This window comes from Streptomyces xingningensis (assembly GCF_054957865.1).
The window spans coordinates 38,605-59,649 of the sequence record NZ_JBDJPF010000009.1 but is presented as its reverse complement, the minus strand read 5'-3'; the positions used below and the strand labels follow the sequence as shown (position 1 = coordinate 59,649).

21 protein-coding genes and 1 tRNA gene are annotated in these 21,045 nt (G+C 72.0%); 17 read left to right on the top strand and 5 right to left on the bottom strand.

Annotation, left to right across the window (positions count from 1 at the left end):
- Positions 1-211: 211 nt before the first annotated feature.
- The 4 genes from ABCR83_RS07370 to dmpG all read left to right on the top strand — a co-directional run bounded on the left by ABCR83_RS07370 (position 212) and on the right by dmpG (position 3,849).
- Positions 212-1,147, top strand: coding sequence for a helix-turn-helix domain-containing protein (locus tag ABCR83_RS07370; protein ID WP_462694014.1), 936 nt, complete (start codon positions 212-214; stop codon positions 1,145-1,147).
- Between the two features lie 44 nt (positions 1,148-1,191).
- Entirely contained in the window at positions 1,192-1,770 is a 579-nt protein-coding gene (locus ABCR83_RS07365; protein WP_462694013.1) for a helix-turn-helix domain-containing protein, read from the top strand.
- A gap of 124 nt (positions 1,771-1,894) precedes the next feature.
- Positions 1,895-2,770: an acetaldehyde dehydrogenase (acetylating) gene (locus tag ABCR83_RS07360; protein ID WP_462694012.1), complete on the top strand. Its 876-nt coding sequence runs from the start codon at positions 1,895-1,897 to the stop codon at positions 2,768-2,770.
- Positions 2,767-3,849 carry a 4-hydroxy-2-oxovalerate aldolase gene (gene dmpG, locus ABCR83_RS07355; protein ID WP_462694011.1) on the top strand — a complete coding sequence of 361 codons (1,083 nt, stop codon included), beginning with the start codon at positions 2,767-2,769 and terminating at the stop codon, positions 3,847-3,849. The genes ABCR83_RS07360 and dmpG overlap by 4 nt, the downstream gene beginning before the upstream one ends.
- Before the next feature lie 47 nt (positions 3,850-3,896).
- Here the strand turns inward: dmpG and ABCR83_RS07350 are convergent, their stop codons facing one another.
- Together ABCR83_RS07350 and ABCR83_RS07345 are read right to left on the bottom strand one after the other, a co-directional pair.
- On the bottom strand, positions 3,897-4,700 hold the full coding sequence (locus tag ABCR83_RS07350) for an IclR family transcriptional regulator (RefSeq protein WP_462694010.1): 804 nt from the start codon (positions 4,698-4,700) through the stop codon (positions 3,897-3,899).
- 127 nt (positions 4,701-4,827) lie between these two features.
- Positions 4,828-5,799 (bottom strand): zinc-binding dehydrogenase, encoded by a 972-nt coding sequence (locus tag ABCR83_RS07345; RefSeq protein WP_462694009.1) that lies wholly within the window; start codon positions 5,797-5,799, stop codon positions 4,828-4,830.
- 128 nt (positions 5,800-5,927) lie between these two features.
- Between ABCR83_RS07345 and ABCR83_RS07340 the strand changes: the two genes are divergently transcribed.
- The 10 genes from ABCR83_RS07340 (at position 5,928) to ABCR83_RS07295 (ending at position 14,938) form a co-directional block, all read left to right on the top strand.
- Positions 5,928-6,728 carry a 2-keto-4-pentenoate hydratase gene (locus ABCR83_RS07340; RefSeq protein ID WP_462694008.1) on the top strand — a complete coding sequence of 267 codons (801 nt, stop codon included), beginning with the start codon at positions 5,928-5,930 and terminating at the stop codon, positions 6,726-6,728.
- A 14-nt stretch (positions 6,729-6,742) separates the two neighbouring features.
- Positions 6,743-7,648 (top strand): VOC family protein, encoded by a 906-nt coding sequence (locus ABCR83_RS07335; RefSeq protein WP_462694007.1) that lies wholly within the window; start codon positions 6,743-6,745, stop codon positions 7,646-7,648.
- Positions 7,645-8,931 carry an aromatic ring-hydroxylating dioxygenase subunit alpha gene (locus tag ABCR83_RS07330; protein ID WP_462694006.1) on the top strand — a complete coding sequence of 429 codons (1,287 nt, stop codon included), beginning with the start codon at positions 7,645-7,647 and terminating at the stop codon, positions 8,929-8,931. Before ABCR83_RS07335 ends, ABCR83_RS07330 begins: the two co-directional genes overlap by 4 nt.
- Positions 8,931-9,281 carry a bifunctional 3-phenylpropionate/cinnamic acid dioxygenase ferredoxin subunit gene (locus ABCR83_RS07325; RefSeq protein ID WP_462694005.1) on the top strand — a complete coding sequence of 117 codons (351 nt, stop codon included), beginning with the start codon at positions 8,931-8,933 and terminating at the stop codon, positions 9,279-9,281. The genes ABCR83_RS07330 and ABCR83_RS07325 overlap by 1 nt, the downstream gene beginning before the upstream one ends.
- Positions 9,278-10,486 carry an NAD(P)/FAD-dependent oxidoreductase gene (locus tag ABCR83_RS07320; RefSeq protein ID WP_462694004.1) on the top strand — a complete coding sequence of 403 codons (1,209 nt, stop codon included), beginning with the start codon at positions 9,278-9,280 and terminating at the stop codon, positions 10,484-10,486. The genes ABCR83_RS07325 and ABCR83_RS07320 overlap by 4 nt, the downstream gene beginning before the upstream one ends.
- A gap of 71 nt (positions 10,487-10,557) precedes the next feature.
- Positions 10,558-11,100: a 3-phenylpropionate/cinnamic acid dioxygenase subunit beta gene (locus tag ABCR83_RS07315; RefSeq protein WP_462694003.1), complete on the top strand. Its 543-nt coding sequence runs from the start codon at positions 10,558-10,560 to the stop codon at positions 11,098-11,100.
- Positions 11,101-11,115: 15 nt separating this feature from the next.
- Positions 11,116-11,961, top strand: a complete 846-nt coding sequence (locus ABCR83_RS07310) for an alpha/beta fold hydrolase (RefSeq protein ID WP_462694002.1) — start codon at positions 11,116-11,118, stop codon at positions 11,959-11,961.
- A 3-nt stretch (positions 11,962-11,964) separates the two neighbouring features.
- Positions 11,965-12,804, top strand: a complete 840-nt coding sequence (hcaB, locus tag ABCR83_RS07305; protein WP_462694001.1) for a 3-(cis-5,6-dihydroxycyclohexa-1,3-dien-1-yl)propanoate dehydrogenase — start codon at positions 11,965-11,967, stop codon at positions 12,802-12,804.
- Positions 12,805-12,853: 49 nt separating this feature from the next.
- Complete coding sequence (locus ABCR83_RS07300) at positions 12,854-14,431, top strand: acyl-CoA synthetase (protein WP_462694000.1); 1,578 nt, start codon at positions 12,854-12,856, stop codon at positions 14,429-14,431.
- A 57-nt stretch (positions 14,432-14,488) separates the two neighbouring features.
- Positions 14,489-14,938 (top strand): GNAT family N-acetyltransferase, encoded by a 450-nt coding sequence (locus ABCR83_RS07295; protein WP_462693999.1) that lies wholly within the window; start codon positions 14,489-14,491, stop codon positions 14,936-14,938.
- Between the two features lie 118 nt (positions 14,939-15,056).
- On the opposite strand, the gene ABCR83_RS07290 is transcribed toward ABCR83_RS07295, so the two are convergent.
- A tRNA-Leu gene (locus ABCR83_RS07290) sits at positions 15,057-15,144 on the bottom strand.
- A gap of 106 nt (positions 15,145-15,250) precedes the next feature.
- On the opposite strand from ABCR83_RS07290, the gene ABCR83_RS07285 reads away from it, so the two are divergent.
- Positions 15,251-16,603, top strand: a complete 1,353-nt coding sequence (locus tag ABCR83_RS07285; RefSeq protein ID WP_462693998.1) for a DUF2254 domain-containing protein — start codon at positions 15,251-15,253, stop codon at positions 16,601-16,603.
- A gap of 140 nt (positions 16,604-16,743) precedes the next feature.
- On the opposite strand, the gene ABCR83_RS07280 is transcribed toward ABCR83_RS07285, so the two are convergent.
- Positions 16,744-18,297, bottom strand: coding sequence for an aldehyde dehydrogenase family protein (locus ABCR83_RS07280; RefSeq protein WP_462693997.1), 1,554 nt, complete (start codon positions 18,295-18,297; stop codon positions 16,744-16,746).
- Positions 18,298-18,503: 206 nt separating this feature from the next.
- Here ABCR83_RS07280 and fdhD point away from each other — a divergent pair, with 206 nt between their 5' ends.
- Entirely contained in the window at positions 18,504-19,337 is an 834-nt protein-coding gene (gene fdhD / locus ABCR83_RS07275; RefSeq protein ID WP_462693996.1) for a formate dehydrogenase accessory sulfurtransferase FdhD, read from the top strand.
- A gap of 44 nt (positions 19,338-19,381) precedes the next feature.
- Here the strand turns inward: fdhD and ABCR83_RS07270 are convergent, their stop codons facing one another.
- Entirely contained in the window at positions 19,382-19,807 is a 426-nt protein-coding gene (locus ABCR83_RS07270) for a MarR family winged helix-turn-helix transcriptional regulator (RefSeq protein ID WP_462694076.1), read from the bottom strand.
- 283 nt (positions 19,808-20,090) lie between these two features.
- Here ABCR83_RS07270 and ABCR83_RS07265 point away from each other — a divergent pair, with 283 nt between their 5' ends.
- A complete protein-coding gene (locus ABCR83_RS07265; protein ID WP_462693995.1) occupies positions 20,091-21,023 on the top strand; it encodes a quinone oxidoreductase family protein in 933 nt (310 codons plus the stop codon).
- The last annotated feature ends 22 nt before the right edge of the window (positions 21,024-21,045 follow it).

Here is a 21,045-nt window from a genome sequence, read left to right as displayed (position 1 = left end):
GCTCATCCGGGTCGTCATGGGCGGGCGGCCCGTGAAGTCCAAGCCGGATCAAGAGCACCGGGCCCCATGTCCGCCTGTTGGATTTCTCGCTTCCAGCGGCTCCGGGTTGCATGTGAGCATCTGACAAGGCCACGGTGGGCGCTGGTGCCACAGCGCACGATTCTGGTCCCATAGTGCACGCCCCCGGAGAAAGAACCCGGAGGAACCGGACATGCCCATTGAGTCACGAGACGACGGCAGCCTGCTGTTCGGCTATCTGGACACCCTTGCCCCCGACCGGGCCCGGGCCTTCGACACGGTGCTGGTCGACTCGGCGGACCGGCCCTTCGAGGCGGATCTGCGACCGCTCCGCCTGGGCGCCCTGAGCACCTGCGACATCAGCGGCGGGCAGGCGGTCCGGGTGCGCTCCCGGCTGTCGCCGCGGGTCGCGTCCGCGGGGCAGATGCTGGGCCTGCTGCTGTCCGGCCGCGCCGCCCTGGAGCAGGACGGCCGCCGGACGCCCTTCGCCCCGGGCGAGTTCCTCCTCTACACAGCGGCGCGGCCGTTCCTGCTGGAGGTCAGCGGGCCGTACCGCTACTTCGTGCTGGGGATGGACCGCGCGGTCCATCCGCTGGGCGCGGCCGAGAACGCCGCCGCCAACCGGGAACTGCCCGGCTCGCCCGGCGGCCGGGTGCTCGCCGCCGCCCTCGTGGAACTGGCCGACCAGGCCCACCGGCTGGGACCGCTGGCCCGGCAGGACATGGGCGAGAGCGTGATCAGCATGCTCCGCGCCCTGGTCCGCGAGGCCGCCCATCCATCCGCCGGCGACGACCGGGTGGCGGTTCTGGACCGGGTGCTCGGCCATATCGACCGCCATCTCGCGGAGGACCTGTCACCCGCCGCGATCGCCGCCGCGCACCACATCTCGGTCCGTCATCTGCACACCCTGTTCCGGCGCCAGGGCGACACCGTCAGCGGCCACATCCGCCGACGGCGCCTCGACCGCATCCACCGCGACCTGGCCGACCCGGGCCTCGCCCACCTGCCCGGGTACGCCGTGGCCGCGCGCTGGGGATTCCGGGAGGCCAGCCATTTCAGCAAGGCGTTCCGGGCCGAGTACGGGACGTCCCCGCGTGATTTCCGGGCCCGGGCCCGGCCGGCCTCCTGACGTCCCTTCACCTGCCACGGCCGGTGCACCTAGAGTGGTGCCCCGTGTCATCGGGAAACGCCGTGGTCGCACGGAATGTGCGCATCCTCAGAGATCAGCGGGGCCTGTCCCTGGCCGAACTGGCCCGGCAGGCGGGGCTGGCGAAGCAGACGCTGTCCAAGCTGGAGCAGGGGACGGGCAATCCGACGGTGGACACGCTGTTCTCCATCGCGACGGCGCTCGGGGTGCCGGTGACGCGGCTGGTCGCCGAGCGCGAACAGGTGATGACCGTGCAGCGCGGCGACGAAGTGGTGTGGGAGCGGCACGAGGGCTATGAGTCCCGGTCGTTGGACCATGTCTATGGCTCCGGCGTGATCGAGAACTACCTGGTCCGGATCTCCGGCCGGACCGGCGGGCCCTCGGAGCCGCATCCGGCGGGAACCCTGGAGCACCTGTATGTCATCAGCGGGCGGGTCCGGGTCGGGCCGGCCGACAGTCCGTTGGAGCTGACCGCGGGCGACTTCGCGCGCTATCCGGGGGACGGCCCGCACATCTATGAGTCGCTGAGCGGGGAGAGCCTGCTGCACCTGGTGGTGAGCGTGCCCAGGGTGCAGCCGGGCACCCGGGGCACGGGGGCCCGCTGACGACCAGGTCGTAGGGGACCGTGCCACGGACCGGCACGGGCGGTTGGGCGGGCGCCGACGAACGGCGACCGTGGCACCAGGCCGATCAAGAAGGCGGTGCCAAGTGGTACTACGTTGTGCGGTGGTGGGTTCGGGGAACATCGGCTCCGACCTGATCGCCAAGATCCAGCGGTCCCCGGAGCTGGAGGCCGGACTCCTGGTGGGGATCGATCCCGCGTCGCCGGGGCTGGCCCGAGCCCGTAAGGCGGGCATCGAGGCCACCAGCGACGGGGTGGACGTCCTGATCGAGCGGGCCGGGGAGTTCGACCTGGTGCTGGAGGCCACCTCGGCGGCCGCGCACGCGGCCAACGCGGACCGCTACCGGGAGGCCGGGCTCACCGCGTTGGACCTGACACCCGCCGCCGTGGGCCCCTTCGTCGTGCCGGCCGTCAACCTGGACCGGGTGCGGGCCGAGCCCAACCTGAACATGGTCACCTGCGGCGGCCAGGCGACCGTTCCGGTGGTGGCCGCGATCAGCCGGGTCGCCACCGTCGCGTACGCGGAGATCGTGGCGACCATCTCCAGCCGGGCCGCCGGTCCCGGAACGCGGGCCAACATCGACGAGTTCACCGAGACGACGGCGTCCGCGCTGGGTGAGGTCGGCGGTGCGGAGCACGGCAAGGCGATCATCATCCTCAACCCGGCCGACCCGCCGGTGATCATGCGCAACACGGTGTTCTGCGCCGTGGACCCGGCCGCCGACGAGGCGGAACTGGTCCGCTCGGTCCAGGACATGGCCAGGGTGGTCGCCTCGTACGTACCCGGCTACCGCATCACCGCCGGTCCGCTGGTCGAGCCCGGCAAGGGCCCCGGCGGCACCACCAAGGTGAGCGTGTTCCTCGAGGTGCTCGGCGCCGGGGACTACCTGCCCGCCTACGCCGGGAACCTCGACATCATCACGGCCGCGGCCGTCGCCACCGCGGAGAAGCTGGCCCCGGCACTGACAGGAGCGACCCGATGAGCGACGCCTTCCCCTCCCCCGTCGTCGGCGACGGCTCCGGCGGTCCGCTCGGCGGACGCCGGATCGAGCTGTGCGACACCACCTTGCGCGACGGCTCCCACTCGGTGGCCCACCAGTTCACCGCGGACCAGGTGCGGGCGGTGACCAGGGGCCTGGAGGCGGCCCGGGTCCAGGTGGTCGAGGTCACCCATGGCGACGGGCTGGGCGGCTCGTCCTTCAACTACGGCTTCAGCCACACGGACGAGATCGAGCTGATCCGGGTCGCCCGCGAGGAACTGTCGCGGGCCCGCCTCGCGGCGCTGCTGCTGCCCGGCATCGGCACCGTGGAACATCTGAAGGAGGCGCACGACGCCGGGATCGACGTCGTGCGCATCGCCACCCACTGCACCGAGGCGGACATCGCCATCCAGCATCTCCAGGCCGCCAAGCGGCTCGGTCTGGAGACGGTGGGCTTTCTGATGCTCTCCCACATGATTTCCCCCGAGGGGCTGGCCGCGCAGGCCCGCATCATGCGGGACGCGGGGGCCGACACCCTGTATGTGGTGGACTCGGCCGGGGCGCTGCTGCCGCACCAGGTCACCCATCGGGTGCAGGCCCTGCGCGCCGAACTCGGCGAGGACGTACCGCTGGGCATGCACGCCCACAACAACCTCGGCTGTGGAGTGGCCAACGCGCTGGCCGCGGCGGAGGCGGGCGCGAGCATCCTGGACGGTTCGCTGCGCGGCCTGGGCGCGGGCGCCGGGAACGCAGCCACCGAGGTGCTGGCGGCGGTGCTGGACCGGGCGGGCGCGGACACCGGCATCGGTGTGTCGGAGCTGACGGACGTGGCGGAGGACGTGGTGGCCCGTGGCGCCGCGAGCGGCTCGCTGCCGTCGGTGGACCGGGGCAGCCTGATGCTGGGATTCGCCGGGGTCTACAGCTCGTTCCTGCTGCACGCACGGCGGGCCGCCGAGCGGTTCGCGGTGCCCGAGGCGGACATCATCCTGGAGCTGGGCCGCCGCCAGGTGGTCGGCGGCCAGGAGGACATGATCGTCGACGTGGCGCTGCAGCTGAGCGGAGCGGCGGCGGCCTCGGGCTGACGGCTTTCGGCCCGCGAGGCAGCCGGAGTGGGGCCCCGGCCGGGGCCTCACTCCGGCTGCCGGGTCCTGGCCGCGGTCACGGCCCGCGAGGCCTGGTAGGCCACCCGGCGAAGGGCCGGGGCGAAGCGGGCGGCGTCGAACCGGTGGCTGGCGCCGGCGACGGACAGCGCGGCCACCGGCCGTCCCGCACTCCCCATGATCGGCACCGCGACGCAGGACAGACCGAGGGTGGCCTCCTGGCGGTCGTAGGCGATCCCGTCCCGCCGGATGCGCCGCAGTTCGTCGCGGAAGCCGGCCGGGTCGGTGACGGTGTGTTCGGTGCGCGGGGACAGGCCCTCCTCGATGGCCACCTCGGCGGCGTCGTGGTCGAAGGCGAGCAGCGCCTTGCCGACGCCCGTGCAGTAGGCGGGCAGGCGAGCCCCGATCCGGGAAGGGGAGCGGGCCGCCCGGTGGCCGTGGATCTTGTTGACATAGACGATCTCGGTGTCGTGCAGCACCGCGAGATGCACCGTCTCGTGCGTCAGCTCATAGAGGTCCGCGAGATAGGGCAGCAGACGCTCGCGGAGCAGCAGCGAGGCCGGGCCGTAGACCCTGGTGCCGATGTCGAAGAGCTGTGCGCCGAGGCGGTAGTCGCTGCCGACCCGCTCGACGATGTCGTTGCGCTGCAGGATGCCCAGCAGCCGGAAGGCCGTGGACTTGGTCAGCCCGGTGCGGCGGGCCAGCTCGCTGACGCCGATCTCGCGGTCGTGCTCGGCGAGCGACTTCAGCAGGATGAGCGCCTTGTCGACCGCCGTCTGCTGCTCGGGCTCGGCGAGCCGTACGGCCGTGGCGGAGTCATAGGAGGTGACCATGGAGGGCTCCCGGGGTCCTGAAGGATGGCAATCTCAATAGACGCACGTCCACTTTAGATGACGATTTCGGGACTGTAAACGGCCCGGACTCGCGGCGGCGCGTCCGGACCGTGGTGCCAGTGCCGCGTCAGCTGGGGCGTACCACGACCTTTCCGGTCAGTTCGCCGTCCAGCATCGCCCGGAAGCCCTCATGGATCCCGGCCAGCGGCAGCACCCGGTCGATGCGCGGGCGGATCCCGGCGCTGTCGACGAAGCGCAGCAGCCGGACGAACTCCTCGCGGGTACCGCCGGTGGAGCCGAACACCCGCTGCTGGAGGTAGAAGACCCGGTTGAGGTCGGCGGGCGGATTGGGCCCGCTGGTGGCCCCCGCCACCACGATCGCCCCGCCGGGGCGCAGCGCCTTCAGGGAGTGCTCCCAGGTGGCCTCGCCCACCGTCTCCACCACCACGTCCACCCGCTCCGGCAGCCTGGCCCCCGATTCCACCGCCACCTGGGCGCCCAGCTCCAGGGCCGCCGCGCGCTTGGCCTCGGACCGGCTGGTCGCGTACACCGTGGCACCGGCGCCGCGCGCCAGCGCGATGGCGGCCGTGGCGACCCCGCCGCCGGCCCCCTGCACCAGCACCCGGTCGCCCGGCCGGACCCGGGCCTGGGTGAACAGCATCCGGTACGCGGTCAGCCAGGCCACCGGCAGACAGGCGGCCTCCTCGAAGGACAGCGAGGCGGGCTTGGGCACCAGATTGCGGCGCGGTACCCGCACCAGCTCGGCGAAGGCCCCGTCGTGCCGCTCGGACAGCAGCGCCCGTCCCGGGTCGAGGGTCTCGTCGCCGCCGCCCGCCGCCGGGTCGCCGATGACCGGGTGGATGACCACCTCGTTCCCGTCCTCGTCGATCCCGGCCGCGTCACAGCCCAGCACCATCGGCAGCCGGTCCGCCGGGTGTCCGACGCCGCGCAGGGTCCACAGGTCGTGGTGGTTGAGCGCCGCCGCCACCACGCGCACCACCGTCCAGTCCGCCGAGGCGGTGGGTTCGGGCACCTGGCGCAGCTCCAGGCCGTCCAGCGGGTGGTCGGGGTCCTGGCGCACGGCCACAGCTGCAAGCATGCGGTCACTCCTCATTCGTACGGTTACCGGGCCGACGATCCCCGCGCCGCCGGGCCCGCTCCAACCGTCGTGCCGCATCACGGCACACGGGCTGGGCGGGCGGCGCGCCCACGGCGTCTGCTTGGCCCATGCGGGAAGACAACGCCACAGATGAACTGGCCGAGCTCGCCGGACTGCTCCGGCGGGCCGAGGCCGACGGCAAGCCGATCGCGCCGCTCACCGAGCTGTGCCCGGGCCTCGACCTGGTGTCCGCCTATGTCGTCCAGGACGCCAACACCCGGCTGCGGCTGGCTTCCGGGGAGCGGCTGGCCGGCCGGAAGGTCGGGCTGACGTCCCTGCCGATGCAGCGGCAACTGGGCGTGGACGAACCGGACTTCGGGGTGCTGTTCGAGTCGATGCTGATCCCGGACGGCGGAGCCGTCGTGACGGACGGCCTGATCGCGCCGCGCGCCGAGGCCGAGATCGCGTTCCGCCTGGGCCGTCGGCTGGCGGGCCCGGATGTGACCCTGGCGGAGGTACGGGCGGCGGTGGCCCAGGTGGTGCTCGCCGTCGAGGTGATCGACAGCCGGATCGCCGACTGGCGCATCAAGCTGGCCGACTCGGTCGCCGACAATGCCTCCTCCGCCCGGGTGGTGGTCGGCCCCGCCGTCGACGCCACCGAGGAGCTGCTGGCGGGCCTCGCCGACGAGGCCGTCGAGCTGCATGTCGACGGCGTGCTCGCCGCGGAGGGCCGGGGCGCCGAGGTACTGGGCGATCCCCTGCAGGCCGTGGTCTGGCTGGCCCGCACCCTGCACACCTATGGAGCCGGGCTGGAGGCGGGCGAGCTGGTGCTGGCCGGGGCGGTGCACGCCAGTCTGCCGCTCACGCCGGGCACCACCTTGTCCGTGCGGTCCGGGCGGCTGCCCGCACTGACCGCCACCGTCCGATAACCGGGAGACCTGCCATGCAACTGAGCGGACTGGGCTATTTCGGCCTCCGCACGGCGCGGATCGCCGAATGGCGCGACTTCGCCGAGAACGTCCTCGGGCTGAGCACCACCGGGACCGGGGACGGCGGGCTGCTCCTGCGCGCCGACGACCGCACCTGGCGGATCGCGCTGCACCAGGCCGCCACGGAGGAGTTCGCCTACGTCGGCTGGGAGGTGCCGGGACCGGCCGAACTGGCCGCCGCCGCCGCCGAATTGGAGGCCGCCGGGGTCAGCGTCGGATACGCCGACGAGAAGCTGCTGGGCGAGCGCGATGTGCTGGGCCTGATCCACCTCGAGGACCCCAATGGCGTCCGGGTGGAGATCTTCCACGGCGCCCGCACCGCCATCACCCCGTTTGTGTCCCCCACCGGCGCCCGGTTCATCACCGGCGACCAGGGACTGGGCCATGTCGTCTTCAACGCCGAGGACTTCGAGGCGACCTACCGCTTCTACACCGAACTCCTCGGCTTCAGGCCCAGCGACTTCTGCGACCTCGGCCGCAAGCGGGTGGCCTTCCTGCACACCAACCCGCGCCACCACAGCCTCGCCTTCGCCGGGCTGGTCGTCGATCCGGAGCGCAAGCCGCGGCAGGACGTCGACCCCGGCGAGCTGTTCCACTTCATGCTGGAGGTCGACGACTACGACACCGTCGGATACGCCTACGACCGGTGTCTGGACGGCGGCGCGCCGATCGCCCTGACCCTGGGCCGGCACAGCAACGACCGGATGCTGTCCTTCTACGCGTTCACCCCGTCCGGTTTCGAGGTCGAGTACGGCCATGGCGCGATCACCGTCTCCGACCCCTGGACCGCCACCCGGGTCGACGGCACCAGCCTGTGGGGCCACCGCCGTTCGCCCCGGCCGGAAGGGCAGGGGTCATGACGCCGCGCGAGCCCATGGCCGACGTCAGCGGCCGCTTCGACCTCGACCGCGGCCTGGTCGACCGGACGATCTTCAGCGATGCGTCCCTCTACCGGCAGGAGCTGCGCCGGGTCTTCGCACCCAGCTGGCTGTTCCTCGCCCATGAGAGCCAGTTCGCCAAGCCCGGCGACTTCTTCACCACTTATATGGGCGAGGACCCGGTCATCGTCACCATGGGCCGCGACCGCAGGCTGCGGGCCTTCCTCAACGCCTGCCGGCACCGGGGCATGCGGGTCTGCCGGGCCGACGCGGGCGCCACCAAGGCGTTCACCTGTAGCTACCACGGCTGGTCGTACGACACCTCCGGCAAGTTGATCAACGTGCCCAACGGCGAGGACTACCCGGACCACTTCGACCGGGAGCAGTGGGGCCTGACCGAGGTCGCGCAGCTGGACACCTACCGGGGTCTGGTCTTCGCCACCTGGAACCCCGAGGCTCCGCCGCTGGTCGAGGCGCTGGGCGGGATGACCTGGTACATGGACGCCATGCTCGACCGCGACCCGGAGGGCACCGAGGTGGTCGGCGGGGTCCACAAGTGGGTGCTGGAGGGCAACTGGAAGCTGGCGGCCGAGCAGTTCGCCTCCGACTGGTACCACGTCAACATCTCGCATGCCTCGGCCCTGATGGTCATGTCGCCGACCGGCAAGGGGCCCAAGACCGAGATCGTCCAGACGCCGGGACGGCAGTACACCGACCCGCTCGGCCATGGACACGGCTTCCCCACCCACCCCAAGAGCCGCTTCGACGACCGGGTGGTGCACGCCCACTACGACTATGGCGCACTGCGCGAACGCCTGGGCGACGCACGGGTGGAGGGCCCGATGACCACGGGCCATGCGACGGTCTTCCCCAACTTCTCGTATCTGCCGGTCAACGGCAGCATCCGGGTCTGGCACCCCAAGGGGCCGGACCGGATGGAGGTCTGGGCCTGGACGATCGTGGACCGGTCCATGCCCGACGAGGTCAAGGACGCCCAACGCCTCTACAACCTGCGCACCTTCGGACCCACCGGCATCTTTGAGCAGGACGACGGCGAGAACTGGAGCGAGGTCCAGGCCACCGCGCATGGCTTCATGGCGGGCTCGATGACCCTCAACTACCAGATGGGGCTGGGCCTGGAGTCCGAGGACGGCGTCCACCCCGGCACCACCGGACGCCTCTACTCCGACGGTGCCGCCCGCGGCTTCTACGCCCGCTGGCGCGACCTGATGAACACCCCCGCCTGGCACGAGAAGGGCTCCTGATGACCAGCACCACCCATACGGGCATCCGCGTCGCCGCCGTCGGCGACATCGAGGAGGGCGAGGCGCTGAAGGTGCCGGCCGGGCAGACCGGCCACGATGACGCCATCGCCGTCTTCCACGACGACGGCACGTACTACGCCCTCGACGACACCTGCACCCACGGCCAGGCCTCGCTCTCGGACGGCTGGATCGAGGGCGGCGAGGTGGAATGCCCGCTGCACAGCGCCCGCTTCTGTCTCCGGACCGGTGAGCCGCAGTGCATGCCCGCCACCCTCGGCATGCGCACCCACCGGGTCGAGGTACGGGACGAGGAGATCTGGCTGTACCCGGGCACGGAGGCCGCCGGATGAGCCCCCTGCGGCGGATCGTGGTGGTCGGAGCCGGCCTGGCCGCCGTCTCCACCTGCGACGCGCTGCGCACCCAGGGGTACGACGGCGAGCTGGTGCTGTTCTCCGCCGAACGGGAACTTCCCTACGACCGGCCGCCGTTGAGCAAGGACTTCCTGCTGGGCAAGGCCCGGAGCGGCGACCTCCTGCTGCGTCCCGCACCGTGGTACCAGGAGCAGGCCGTCGAGCTGCGGACCGGCACAACGGTGACCTCGCTACGCCCCGAGTCGGGCGCCATCGAGCTGGCCGACGGGTCACTGATCACCGCCGAACGGATCGTGCTCGCCACCGGCGGCACTCCCCGGACCCTGCCGGTGCCGGGCGGCGACGGCCCCTCCGTGCGGGTGCTGCGCACCCTGGAAGATGCCGGACGACTCAGGGAACAGCTGTTGCCCGGGGCCCGGGTGGCCGTCGTGGGCGCCGGGCTGATCGGCGCCGAGACCGCGGCGACCGCCGTGGCCCTGGGCTGCCGGGTCACCCTCATCGACCCGGCGCCGGTGCCGCTGGCCGCGGCGGTCGGAGCCGAGATGGCCCGGGCGCTGCACGGGCGGCACGCCGAGCAGGGCATCGAGGTGATCACCGGCGGCGTCGAACGGATCGAGCCGGCGGGCGTGCGGGTCACCGGACGCGCAACGCCGGTGACGGCCGATGTGGTGGTCACCGGCATCGGCATCCGGCCGGCGACCGCACTCGCCGAGGCCGCCGGCCTGCGGACCGGCAATGGCGTCCTCGTCGATCCGGCCGGGCGCACCTCGCACCCACGGGTCTTCGCCGTGGGCGACGTCGCCCGGCAGGACGGTCACCCCGTACGGCACGAGCACTGGCAGGCCGCCCAGCGGGACGGCGAAGCCGCGGCGGCCGGGCTCCTCGGCCTGCCCGCCCCGCGGTTCGGGGCGCCCTGGTTCTGGTCCGACCGCCACGGCTCCCGGCTGGAGGCCGTCGGCACCATGGGCGACGCCGACCGCACGGTGCTGCGCGGCTCCCCCGACCAGGCCGCCTTCACCGTCTTCGGCCTGCGCGGCGACCGGCTGGTCGCGGCGGCGGCCGTGGACCGGCCCCAGGACATCAAGGCCGCCCAGCGCCTCATCGACCGCGACGTCCCGGTGGACCCCGGACAGCTGGCCGACGAATCCACCGACCTGCGCCGGCTGGTACCGCGCCGGCCATGACACCCCCTGGCCCGTGCCACCCCTCGGCACACCCGCTCCCCGCCCCGACCACCCCACGCTGGAATGACCCCATGAGCCCTGCCATCGACGACGACATCCGGCTCCACTTCGAGGTGCAGCGCCTCTACACCCTCGAGGCCCAGCTGCTCGACCAGCACCGCTACGCCGACTGGCTGGAGCTGCTCGCCGACGACCTGCACTACTGGGCCCCCGTACGCACCAACCGGCTGCGCCGCCAACAGAGCCTGGCGGACGGCGCGCCCGGCGAGGTGGCGATCTTCGACGAGACCAAGGCCAGTCTCGCCTGGCGGATCCGCCGCTTCGACTCCGGCATGGCCTGGGCCGAGGACCCGCCGTCCCGCACCCGGCACCTGATCACCAATGTCTCGGTCCGCGTCGCCGCCGACGACGACGGGACCACCGGCCAGTACCTCGCCGAGTCGGCCTTCCTCTGCTACCGCAACCGCCTGGAGCGCGAAGTGGACCTCTACGCGGGCGCCCGCACCGACATCCTCCGCCGGGACCCGGACAACGGCGGCCTGCTCATCGCCCGCCGCACGATCCTGCTCGACCAGAACGTCCTGCTCGCCAAGAACATCAGCACCTTCCTGTAAACCGGAGTTCCCCAGATGATCGAGCCCGAAGAGCACACCGTGCGCACCACGCTAGGTCCGGTCGCGGTCAGCGAGACCGGTGAAGGGCCGGCCCTGGTGATGCTGCACGGGGGCGGCCCCGGCGCCTCCGCGGTCGCCAACTATGCGCACAATCTGCCGGCCCTCGCCCCGCACCACCGGGTGATCCTGCCCGACCAGCCCGGCTTCGGCGGCAGTTACCGGCCCACCGAGGAAGACCTGGACGCCCGCAGCATCACCGAGATCACCGTCGACGCCCTGCTCCAGACCCTGGACTCGCTCGGCGTCGACCGCTTCCACCTGCTGGGCAACAGCCTCGGCGGGGCCGCCGCCATCGCCACCGCCCTGGCCGCGCCCGAGCGGGTCGACAAGCTGGTCCTGATGGCACCCGGCGGTGGCTGGCTGCCCTTCGGCCCGACGCCGACCGAGGGCCAGAAGGCGATGTTCCGCTACTACCAGGGCGAAGGCCCGACCCTGAAGAAGATGCGGGACTTCATCGGCGTCATGACCGCCGAGCCCAAGCGCTGGGCGGACACTGCCCAGGCCCGTTACGAGGCGTCTCTCGACGAGTCGCACATCGCCTTCTACCACCGCTACAACGCGGCCTTCGCCAAGCGCCACGGCATGGACCCGCTGTGGCAGCGCGTCCATGAGATCAAATCCCCGACCCTGCTGCTGTGGGGCCGCGACGACCGCACCATCACCCTCGACGGCGCCCAGCTCATGCTGAAGCGGATCCGCGATGTGCAGCTGCACGTCTTCGGCGGCTGCGGACACTGGGTCCAGCTCGAGCGCCAGGCCGAGTTCGAGCGTCTGGTCACCGACTTCCTCAAGGAGGACTGACCCATGGGCTGGCTGGAGGGCGAGGTCGCCCTGATCACCGGCGGCGGCTCCGGCATCGGCCGCGCCGTCGCCCTGCGGTACCTCGCCGAGGGCGCGAGCGTGGCCGTGCTGGGCCGCGGCACCGAACAACTGGCGGAGGTCGCGGCCGCCGCCGGCGACCGAGGCGACCGGGTGCTGCCCATCACCGGCGATGTACGCTCCCCGGACGACCTGCACCGGGCGGTGGAGCTGACCACCGAGCGGTTCGGCAGGCTCGATGTCCTCGTCCCCAACGCCGGAATCTGGGACTACAACCGCAGCGTTGCCCAATTGGAAGGAGAGGAGTTGTCGGACGCCTTCGACGAGATCTTCGCCATCAATGTCAAGGGCTACGCACTCGCGGTCGAGGCGGCCTGGCGCGAGCTGATCGCCACCCGGGGAAGCGTGGTGATGACCCTGTCCAACGCCTCGTTCCACACCAATGGCGGCGGCCCCCTCTACACCGCCAGCAAACACGCCTGCCTGGGCCTGCTCCGCCAGTTCGCGTACGAGCTGGCACCGAAGGTCCGCGTCAACGGCGTCGCCACCGGCGGCATGCGCACCCAGCTGCGCGGCCCCGAGGCGCTGGGCCTCCAGGAACGCACCCTCGCCGCATCCTTCGCCAAGAACGAGGCGTCCGGCACCAGGCAGCCGCCGCTGATACCGCTCCACGACTCCAGCGTCGAGCCGGAGGACTTCACCGGCCCCTATGTGTTGCTGGCCTCCCGCAGCAACAGTGGCAACATCACCGGAGCCGTCATCCCCGCGGACGGAGGCATCGCCGTACGCGGCTTCCGCACCCCCGCGGGCGGCGCGGACCTCTGATGCTCCCGCCACCGCCACCCAGATCGCAGAGACCGAAGGAGCCGACGCGATGGTCGCCGTCGACATCAGCCCCGCCGCCGCCGTGCACCGCAGAGCCCGCTACGCTCCCGACCGCACCGCCCTCGTCTACGAGGGCCAGGAGATCAGCGCCGCCGAGCTGAGCCATACGGTCGGCGAACTGGCCGCCGGGCTGGCCGCGCACGGGCTGCGCCGCGGGGACCGCATCGCCTACCTCGGCTTCAACAGTCCCGCCTTCCTCCAGACCCTGCTCGCCGCCGCTCAGCTCGGGGCCGTCTTCGTACCGGTCAACTTCCGCCTCGCGGGCGACGAGGTACGGCACCTGCTGATCGACTGCGGCGCCCACACCCTGGTCGTGGAGGAGGGCCACCGCCCGCTGATCGAGCCCCTGGCCGCCCAACTGCCCGCCCGCCTGCGGATCCTGATCGACACCGATCCCGCCTGTCCACCGGCCGCCGCCCCGGGCGCCGGCTGGACGCCCTTGTCCACACTGCTCGGCCCGGGCCGCTCCGCCCCGGAGCCGGTCGCGCTGTACGACGACGACCTCGCCGCCCTGATGTACACCTCCGGCACCACCGGGCGGCCCAAGGGCGTCATGCTCACCCATGGCAACCTCTGGTGGAACGCGGTCAATGTCGACAGCGTCCTGGACACCCGCCCCGACGACATCACCCTCGCCGTGGCCCCGCTCTTCCACATCGGCGGCCTCAACGCCCTCACCCTGCGCACCCTGCTGCGCGGCGGCACCGTGGTGGTGCGGCGCGCCTTCAACTCCGCACAGTGCCTGGACGACCTCGTGCGGTACCGGGTGAGCACCTTCTTCGCGGTGCCCGCGATGTTCGCCGAGCTGGCCCGCGTGCCCGGCTTCCACGAGGCCGACCTCAGCGCCCTGCACTCCACGGTCGTGGCGGCCGCGCCGGTACCGCCGCAGCTCATCCGGGACTACGCCGAGCGCGATGTGCTGCTCCAGCAGGCGTGGGGGCTCACCGAGACGGCACCCTTCGCCACCTGCCTCCCGCTCGGGCTGACCCTGGAGAAGACGGGATCGGCCGGCGCCCCCATGCCGTACACCGAGGTCTGTCTCGTCCAGCCGGGCACCGGAGTGAAGGTGTCGGACCCCGACGTCCGCGGCGAGATCTGCGTACGCGGCCCCAATGTGACCCCGGGATACTGGAACAACCCCGCCGCGACCCGTGAGTCCTTCGACGAGGCGGGCTGGTTCCACACCGGTGACATCGCCTACCGGGACAAGGACGGCTTCTACTACATCGTCGACCGGCTCAAGGAAATGATCATCAGCGGCGGCGAGAACGTCTATCCCGCCGAGGTCGAGCGGATCCTGGTGGAATACCCCGGCGTCCTGGAGGTCGCGGTCGTCGGCATACCGGACCCCAAGTGGGGCGAGACCGTACTGGCCTTCCTCACCTGTGAACCCGGCACCGCCCCCACAGTCGAACAGGTCCGTGAATTCGCCGGCGAACGGCTGGCCCGCTACAAACTGCCCACCCGCGTCCTGCTCCTGGAGGAGCTGCCGCGCAACCCCAGCGGCAAACTCACCAAGGCCTATCTGCGCCGGTGGGCCGAGGGCGCCATCACCACCGCCCCCTGAGCCAACGGCCTCCTCCTCCCTCTCCCCCCCGCACACCCCCTCGGACAGGATCCCGACATGGTCGCCCCGGCCCTCCCCGTGCCCGTCCTCGGCAACTGGACCCTGCGTCCCACCGCGGACCGTGCGCGGGACACCTACACCGTCTCGCTCAACGGCGCCCCGGTGACCCGGCTGGAACTGCGCCGGGTGGCCCATGACCGGCTGCGGAACTGCTACCCCTACGGTTCCCGCGACATCGCCCTGAGCCTGACCCCCCTGGAACCGCGCGCGGAGATCGCCGAGCTGCTGCAAGAGCTCGTGCCCGCCCTCTTCGCCGCCGACCCGCGCTGCCGCCGGGTCATCGCGGCCCCCGCCGAGGCGGACGCCGCGGCACTGGCGGCGTATGAGGCCGGAGGTCTGCACAGGGTCGCCGAGGCCGACCTGCCCGGTGGCTCGGTGGTGCTGTGCACCGCCGAGCCACCACAGATCGCCGGGCTGTCCACCTCCCTGGACGACATGCCCCACTGACCCTTTGACCCCTTGGCCCTTTGCCGCAAACCCGGGTGGTGGCCGGGCCATTGGTCACGCGGTTGGTCACACCATCGCCCAGGAAACAGAAAAACCCCAGATCAACTTGGGTTTCTGCTGGTGTCCGAGGGGGGACTTGAACCCCCACGCCCGATAAAGGGCACTAGCACCTCAAGCTAGCGCGTCTGCCATTCCGCCACCCGGACCAGGTGCCTGTCTCTGCGGGGCGTGCCCCGCGGCGACATGGCCAACTCTACCAAGGTTTCGGAGTGCCTTTCACCAGGGATTTCATCCGACGCATAAGGTCCGTCCATGGGCAATGACGGACGCTCCCCGGCCCTCGCGCGGCCGACTGCCCGGCCGGGTGGCTCCCGCCGCAGGCCGCGCCCGCTGTCACCGTTGCGGGAGCACCTGCGGGACACCTTCTGGTTCACCCCGACCGTGGGGCTGGTGGGGGCGGTGGTGCTGGCCCTGCTGGTGACGGAGCTGGACCAGCTGCTGGTCCGGGAACTGCAGAGGGCCGGGGACTACGACGTCGTCGACACATTGATCAAGTTCGCCGACGATGCGAAGTCGATCATCACGACCGTGGGCTCGGCCATGCTGACCTTCGTCGGCGTCGTGTTCTCGATCTCCCTGGTCGCGCTGCAGATGGCCGGCGGACAGATGACGCCCCGCGTGGTGCGGCTGTATGTCCGCAGCCGGATCACCAAGTGCACCTTCGCGGTGTTCCTGGCGACCTTCCTGTTCGCGCTGCTGGTGCAGGCCTCGTACGAGGGGAACACCGACCCCCGGACGGTCTCCTCCGTGCCGTTCCTCTCCAGCATCATGTGCGTGCTGTTGCTGCTGGTGAGCCTCGGTCTGTTCGTTGCCTATGTGAACTCGACGCTACGGCTGATGCGGGTCAGCCATGTCATCGACCGGATCATCCGGGAGTCGTTGCGGGTGCTGGACAAGCACGGCACGACGGGCGGCACCTGGCCGGCGCCGGCGCCGGCCGGGGCGGAGATCAGACATCGGGGGCGGGCGGGTGTGCTGCGGGATGTGCACATCGCGCGCCTGGTGCGGGTCGCCCGGCGGCAGGGGGTGGTGCTGCGGCTGATTCCGCGGATCGGGGATTACCTGGTGCCGGGGAACCCGGTGTTCGCGGTGCACGGCGGAGCGAAGGCACCGCCGCGGCGGGCGTTGCGGTACACGGTGTCGGTGGGGGTGGAGCGGACCTTCCACCAGGATCTGGGATTCGGTCTGCGCCAGCTGTCGGACATCGCCCAGCGGGCCCTGTCCCCCGCCGTCAACGATCCGACGACGGCCGTGCAGTGCCTGGACCGGATCGTGCAGTTCCTGGCGGCGGTCGCCGACCGGCCACTGGGGGCGCTGCGGCACTGCGACCGCAAGGGGGCGGTGCGGCTGGTGCAGGACCTGCCCGAGTGGACGGACCTGGTCGACCTGGGGCTGACCGAGATCCGGGGCTGTGCGATCGGCAGCCCACAGGTCACCCGTCGGCTGATGGCCGGGCTGGACGACCTGTTGCTGCTGGCCCCGGCGCACCGGCGGTCGCCGCTGGAGCGGCACCGTACGCTCCTGCGGCAGGCCGTGGAGCGTACGGCGTGCGAGGCTGCGGACCGGGAGTTCGCGCTGCTGCCCGACCGGCAGGGCATCGGCTGAGCGGTCTCGCCGGCCGGCTCAGTCGTGCAGCACGGTGAACCCGAGCATCCGGGCCCTGGTCCCGGTGCGCGGCCAGTGGCGACTGCCCGGCGGAACACCGGCGAAGCCCAGCAGGCAGCGCCGCGTCCGAAGGCATCCGCTCAGGGCATCAGGTGGTAGTCGGGGAAGTTGCCGGGCAGTCGCTCCTCCCCCGCCGGGCCCTGGGTCACCGCCCGTACCAGCAGTTCGCCGCCGACGAACGCGCCGCGCCAGGAGGCTCCGAAGCCGCCGAAGAGCTCCTGGCGGTCGCCGCGGGAGCGCGGGGTGCCATGGCCGACCTTGAAGGCGCGGATCTGCGGGGCCAGCCGTTCAAAGGTCGCCGGGTCGTCGCAGGAGAGGGTGGCGACCAGGGCGCCATTGCTGGCGTTCATGGCGGCGAGCAGCTCGGCCTCGGTGTCCACCAGCACAATGGTGTCGACGGGGCCGAAGGGCTCGGCGTGGTGCAGGGGTGAGCTGGGAGGCGGGTTGAGCAGGGTCACCGGCGCGACGTAGGCGGCGGTGTCCTGGCCCGGCAGGAAGCGGCCCTCGGCCGGCGAGCCGTGGTGCAGCGGGATGGCGCCCCGGTCGATGGCCTCGGCGACCTGGTCGGTGAGTTCCTTGGCCTTGGCGGCGTTGATCAGCGGGCCGAAGTCCAGCTCGGGCAGGTCGTCGGCGGGCCACTCGGTGGCGAGCGGGTGGCCGAAGCGCACGGAGCGGACGGCGGGCAGGTAGTGGGCGAGGAAGTCCGCGAAGGCCGCACGCTGGACGACGAACCGGGGGTAGGCCGTGCAGCGCTGTTTGGCGTAGTCGAAGGTCTTGCGCAGCTGGGGGCCGAGGTCTTCCCAGTCGGTGAAGTTCCAGATGCCCCAGGTGTTGAGGCCCTCTTGTTCGAGGATGTGGCGCTTGCCGAGGTCGGCGACGGCGGTGGCCACCCGGGCACCGGTGTCCCGGCCGCCGACGAAGGAGACACAGCCGATCTCGGGAGCGCGCACCAGCGCCTCGGACAGCTCGCCGCCGCTGCCGCTGACCAGGGTGATGGGGACGCCCTCCCGGGCGGCCAGCGCACTGGCCAGGGTCAGACAGGCCAGACCGCCGTCCGTGGGGGTCTTGGCGATGACCGCGTTGCCGGCCAGCGCCTGGACGAGCATCGCGTGCACCAGCACGCTCATGGGGTAGTTCCAGCTGGCGATGTTGGAGACCGGGCCGGGCAGCGGGATGCGGCCGGCGAGCATCCGGTCGATCCCCTGCACATACCAGCGGACTCCGTCGATCGCCCGGTCCACATCGGCCTGGGCGAGCCGCCAGGGCTTGCCGATCTCCCAGACGAGCAGCAGGGAGAGGAGTTCGCGGTGCTCGTCGAGCGCGTCGAGGGCGGCGCTCACCCGCGCCTTGCGGTCGGCGAGCGGCACCTGGCGCCAGGCCCGGTGCTGGTCCAGGGCGGCGCGTACGGCCTGGTGGGCGGTGGCCGGGTCCAGGCGGGGCGGGCCGGCGATGGGGGTGCCGTCGACGGGGGTGGTGGCGGGCAGTGGGCGGCCGTCCGGCTGCCAGCCGCCGTTCCAGAGGTTGAGGACGCGCTCCTCGCGGAACGCCTCGGGGGCGGCCGCCAGGCAGCGCCGCCAGGCGGTGACCCATTCGGTGCCGGGCCGGACCACAAGGGTGTTGAGGGTGGGAGCCATGTCGGTGTGTCTCCGCTCTCGGTGCACAGTCGGGGCGGGGAAAACAACACGTACGTAGAAGCGAACGGTAGCCATCGCCGGATCCTGCGGAAGGGCCGCCGGGTGTGATGAGGCCCATGTCACGTGCGACCCCCGGTAACCGGTCGGTGCCGCCCGGGACAATGGGGCGGTCCGCCTTCCGCCACCAGCACTTGGACTGATCGCCCATGGGACGGGTCACCGAACGACGCCGCGTCATCCGCATCCGGGACGGGGCGGTGAGCAGCCGCCCGGACACGCTGGTGGCCGAGGAGCCGCTGGAGATCCGGCTGAACGGCAAGCCGCTGGCGATCACCATGCGCACTCCGGGCGACGACTTCGCGCTGGCGGCCGGGTTCCTGGTGAGCGAGGGAGTGCTGAGCCGGGCCGGGGAGCTGGCGAACATCGTCTACTGCGCGGGCGCCACGGAGGACGGCGGCAACACCTACAACGTCGTGGACGTACGGCTCGCGCCCGGGGTGCCCCTGCCCGAGCTGAGCCTGGAGCGCAATGTCTATACGACGTCCTCGTGCGGGCTGTGCGGCAAGGCGAGCCTGGACGCCGTGCGGACCATCGCCCGCTGGCCCGTCGCGGACGGGCCGGAGCCGCTGCGGCTCGAGCCGGGGCTGCTGGCCGAGCTTCCCGGCCGGCTGCGGGCGGCACAGCGGGTCTTCGACCGCACCGGGGGCCTGCACGGTGCCGCACTGTTCGCGCCGGACGGCGAACTGCTGGATGTGCGCGAGGACGTGGGGCGGCACAACGCGGTGGACAAGCTGGTCGGCCGGGCGCTGCAGCAGGGGCTGCTGCCGCTGTCCGGGGCCGTGCTGCTGGTGTCCGGGCGGGCCTCCTTCGAGCTGGCGCAGAAGGCGGTCATGGCGGGGATCCCGGTGCTCGCGGCGGTGTCGGCGCCGTCGTCCCTGGCCGTGGACCTGGCCGCCGAGACGGGTCTGACGCTGGTGGGTTTCCTGCGCGGGGCGTCGATGAACGTCTACGCCGGAGAGCGGCGCATCGTCCTCGGGTGAGCGGGCGGCCTCGGGTGAGCGGGCGGCCTCGCGGCGGGGACGGGTCAGCTCTCCTGTGCTTCCTCCGCTCCGACGACCCGGGAGAGGAGGGCGAGGAAGAGTTCCCGCTCGACGGGTGAAAGGGCGGACAGCAGGGCCTCGTTGGCCTTGTCGCCGAGCTTGGTGAGACGGGCGAGGCGGCGACTGCCCGCGTCGGTGAGGGTGATGGCGTTCTTGCGGCGGTCGGCGGGATCGGGGGCGCGGGTGATGAGCGCCTGGGCCTGGAGGTCATTGAGGATGCCGACCATGTCCTTGGGGTCGAAACCGGTGGTGCGGCCGAGTTCGGCCTGGGCGACCGGGCCGAGGTCGGCGACGGCGGACAGTACGGCGTGGTGCGGCATGCGCATGCCGTCCCCGGCGAACGCCTCGGTCACCAGGCGGCGGCCGCGGGCGGAGGCGCGGTTGAGCAGCCAGCTGGGGAGGGCCTGGATACGGGCGAGGGCGGGCTCGTCGGCCGGGGCCGCGTCGGTCGTGCCGGTGCCGGTCGGGTCTGCGGGGGCCGGGTCTGTGGGGGCCGGGTCTGTGGGGGCCGGGTCTGTGGGGGCCGGGGCCGCGTCGGTGTGTCCCATGGCTCGAGCCTAGCCGGAAAGTCATGGGGATTCCCCACGAAAAACCATTGGAGTTCCCAATGGATTCCGGGTACGGTTGGATCCGTTGGAAGTCCCAATGAACGCCTGGCGGTGAGCGTCGGCGTGATGTCTTCGGAGGTGCACCATGCGTCGTGTCCGCTACCACCGCAACGGCGGCCCGGAAGTCCTGCGGGTCGAGGAGGCGGACGTCCCCCGGCCGGGGCCGGGCGAACTCCTGGTGCGCACCCGGGCGATCGGGATCACCTTGCCGGTGGTGCGCAAGGTGCGCGAGGGCGGGCTTCCGCTGCCCGTGAGCCCCGGCGGCGAGGTAGCCGGGGAAGTCGTGGGCCTCGGCCCGGATGTGACGGGCTTTCTGGTCGGCGAGCGGGTCACCGGCCTGTGCTTCGCCGCCGGATACGCCGACTACGCGGTCCTGCGCACCTCCATGGCCTCGCGCATCCCCGGTGGCGCAAGCGCCGCCGACGCCGTCGCGCTGGTGCGCTGCGGGCTGGTCGCCCTGGGCGCCCTTGCCGCGGCCCGGCCGGTCGAGGGCGAGTCGGTGCTGGTGACGGGCGCGGCCGGCGGCGTCGGTCAGCTCGCCGTGCAGCTCGCCAAGGCGCGTGGCGCGGGCCGGGTGGTGGCCGCGGTGGGCTCGGCCGCCAAGGCGGAGTTCGCCAGGTCGCTGGGTGCGGATGAGGTGGTGACCTATGCGCAGAAATCCTGGGGCGAGCCGGTGGACATCGTGCTGGACGCCGTCGGCGGGGAGCTTCTCTCCCCCGCCGTGGCCGCGCTCGCGCCGGGTGGGCGACTGGTGGCCTACAGCTCCGGTGGCGGGACGATCGCCGCATATGACCTCTTGGTGGGCGCCAGATCGGTCATCGGCTTCCAGATGGCGCTGATAGCGCGCAACAGCCCGGCGCTGATGGAGCAGTGGCGGCAGGAGCTGTGGGAGTTGTTCACCGCGGGGCGGCTGCGGCCGTACATCCACGCCGAGTTGCCACTGGAGGAGGCCGCCAGGGCGCACGAAATCATTGAGTCGCGCGCCAATCGGGGCAAGGTGGTGCTGCGGCCGGTGTAACTCTCTTTGCACCCATGGTGTC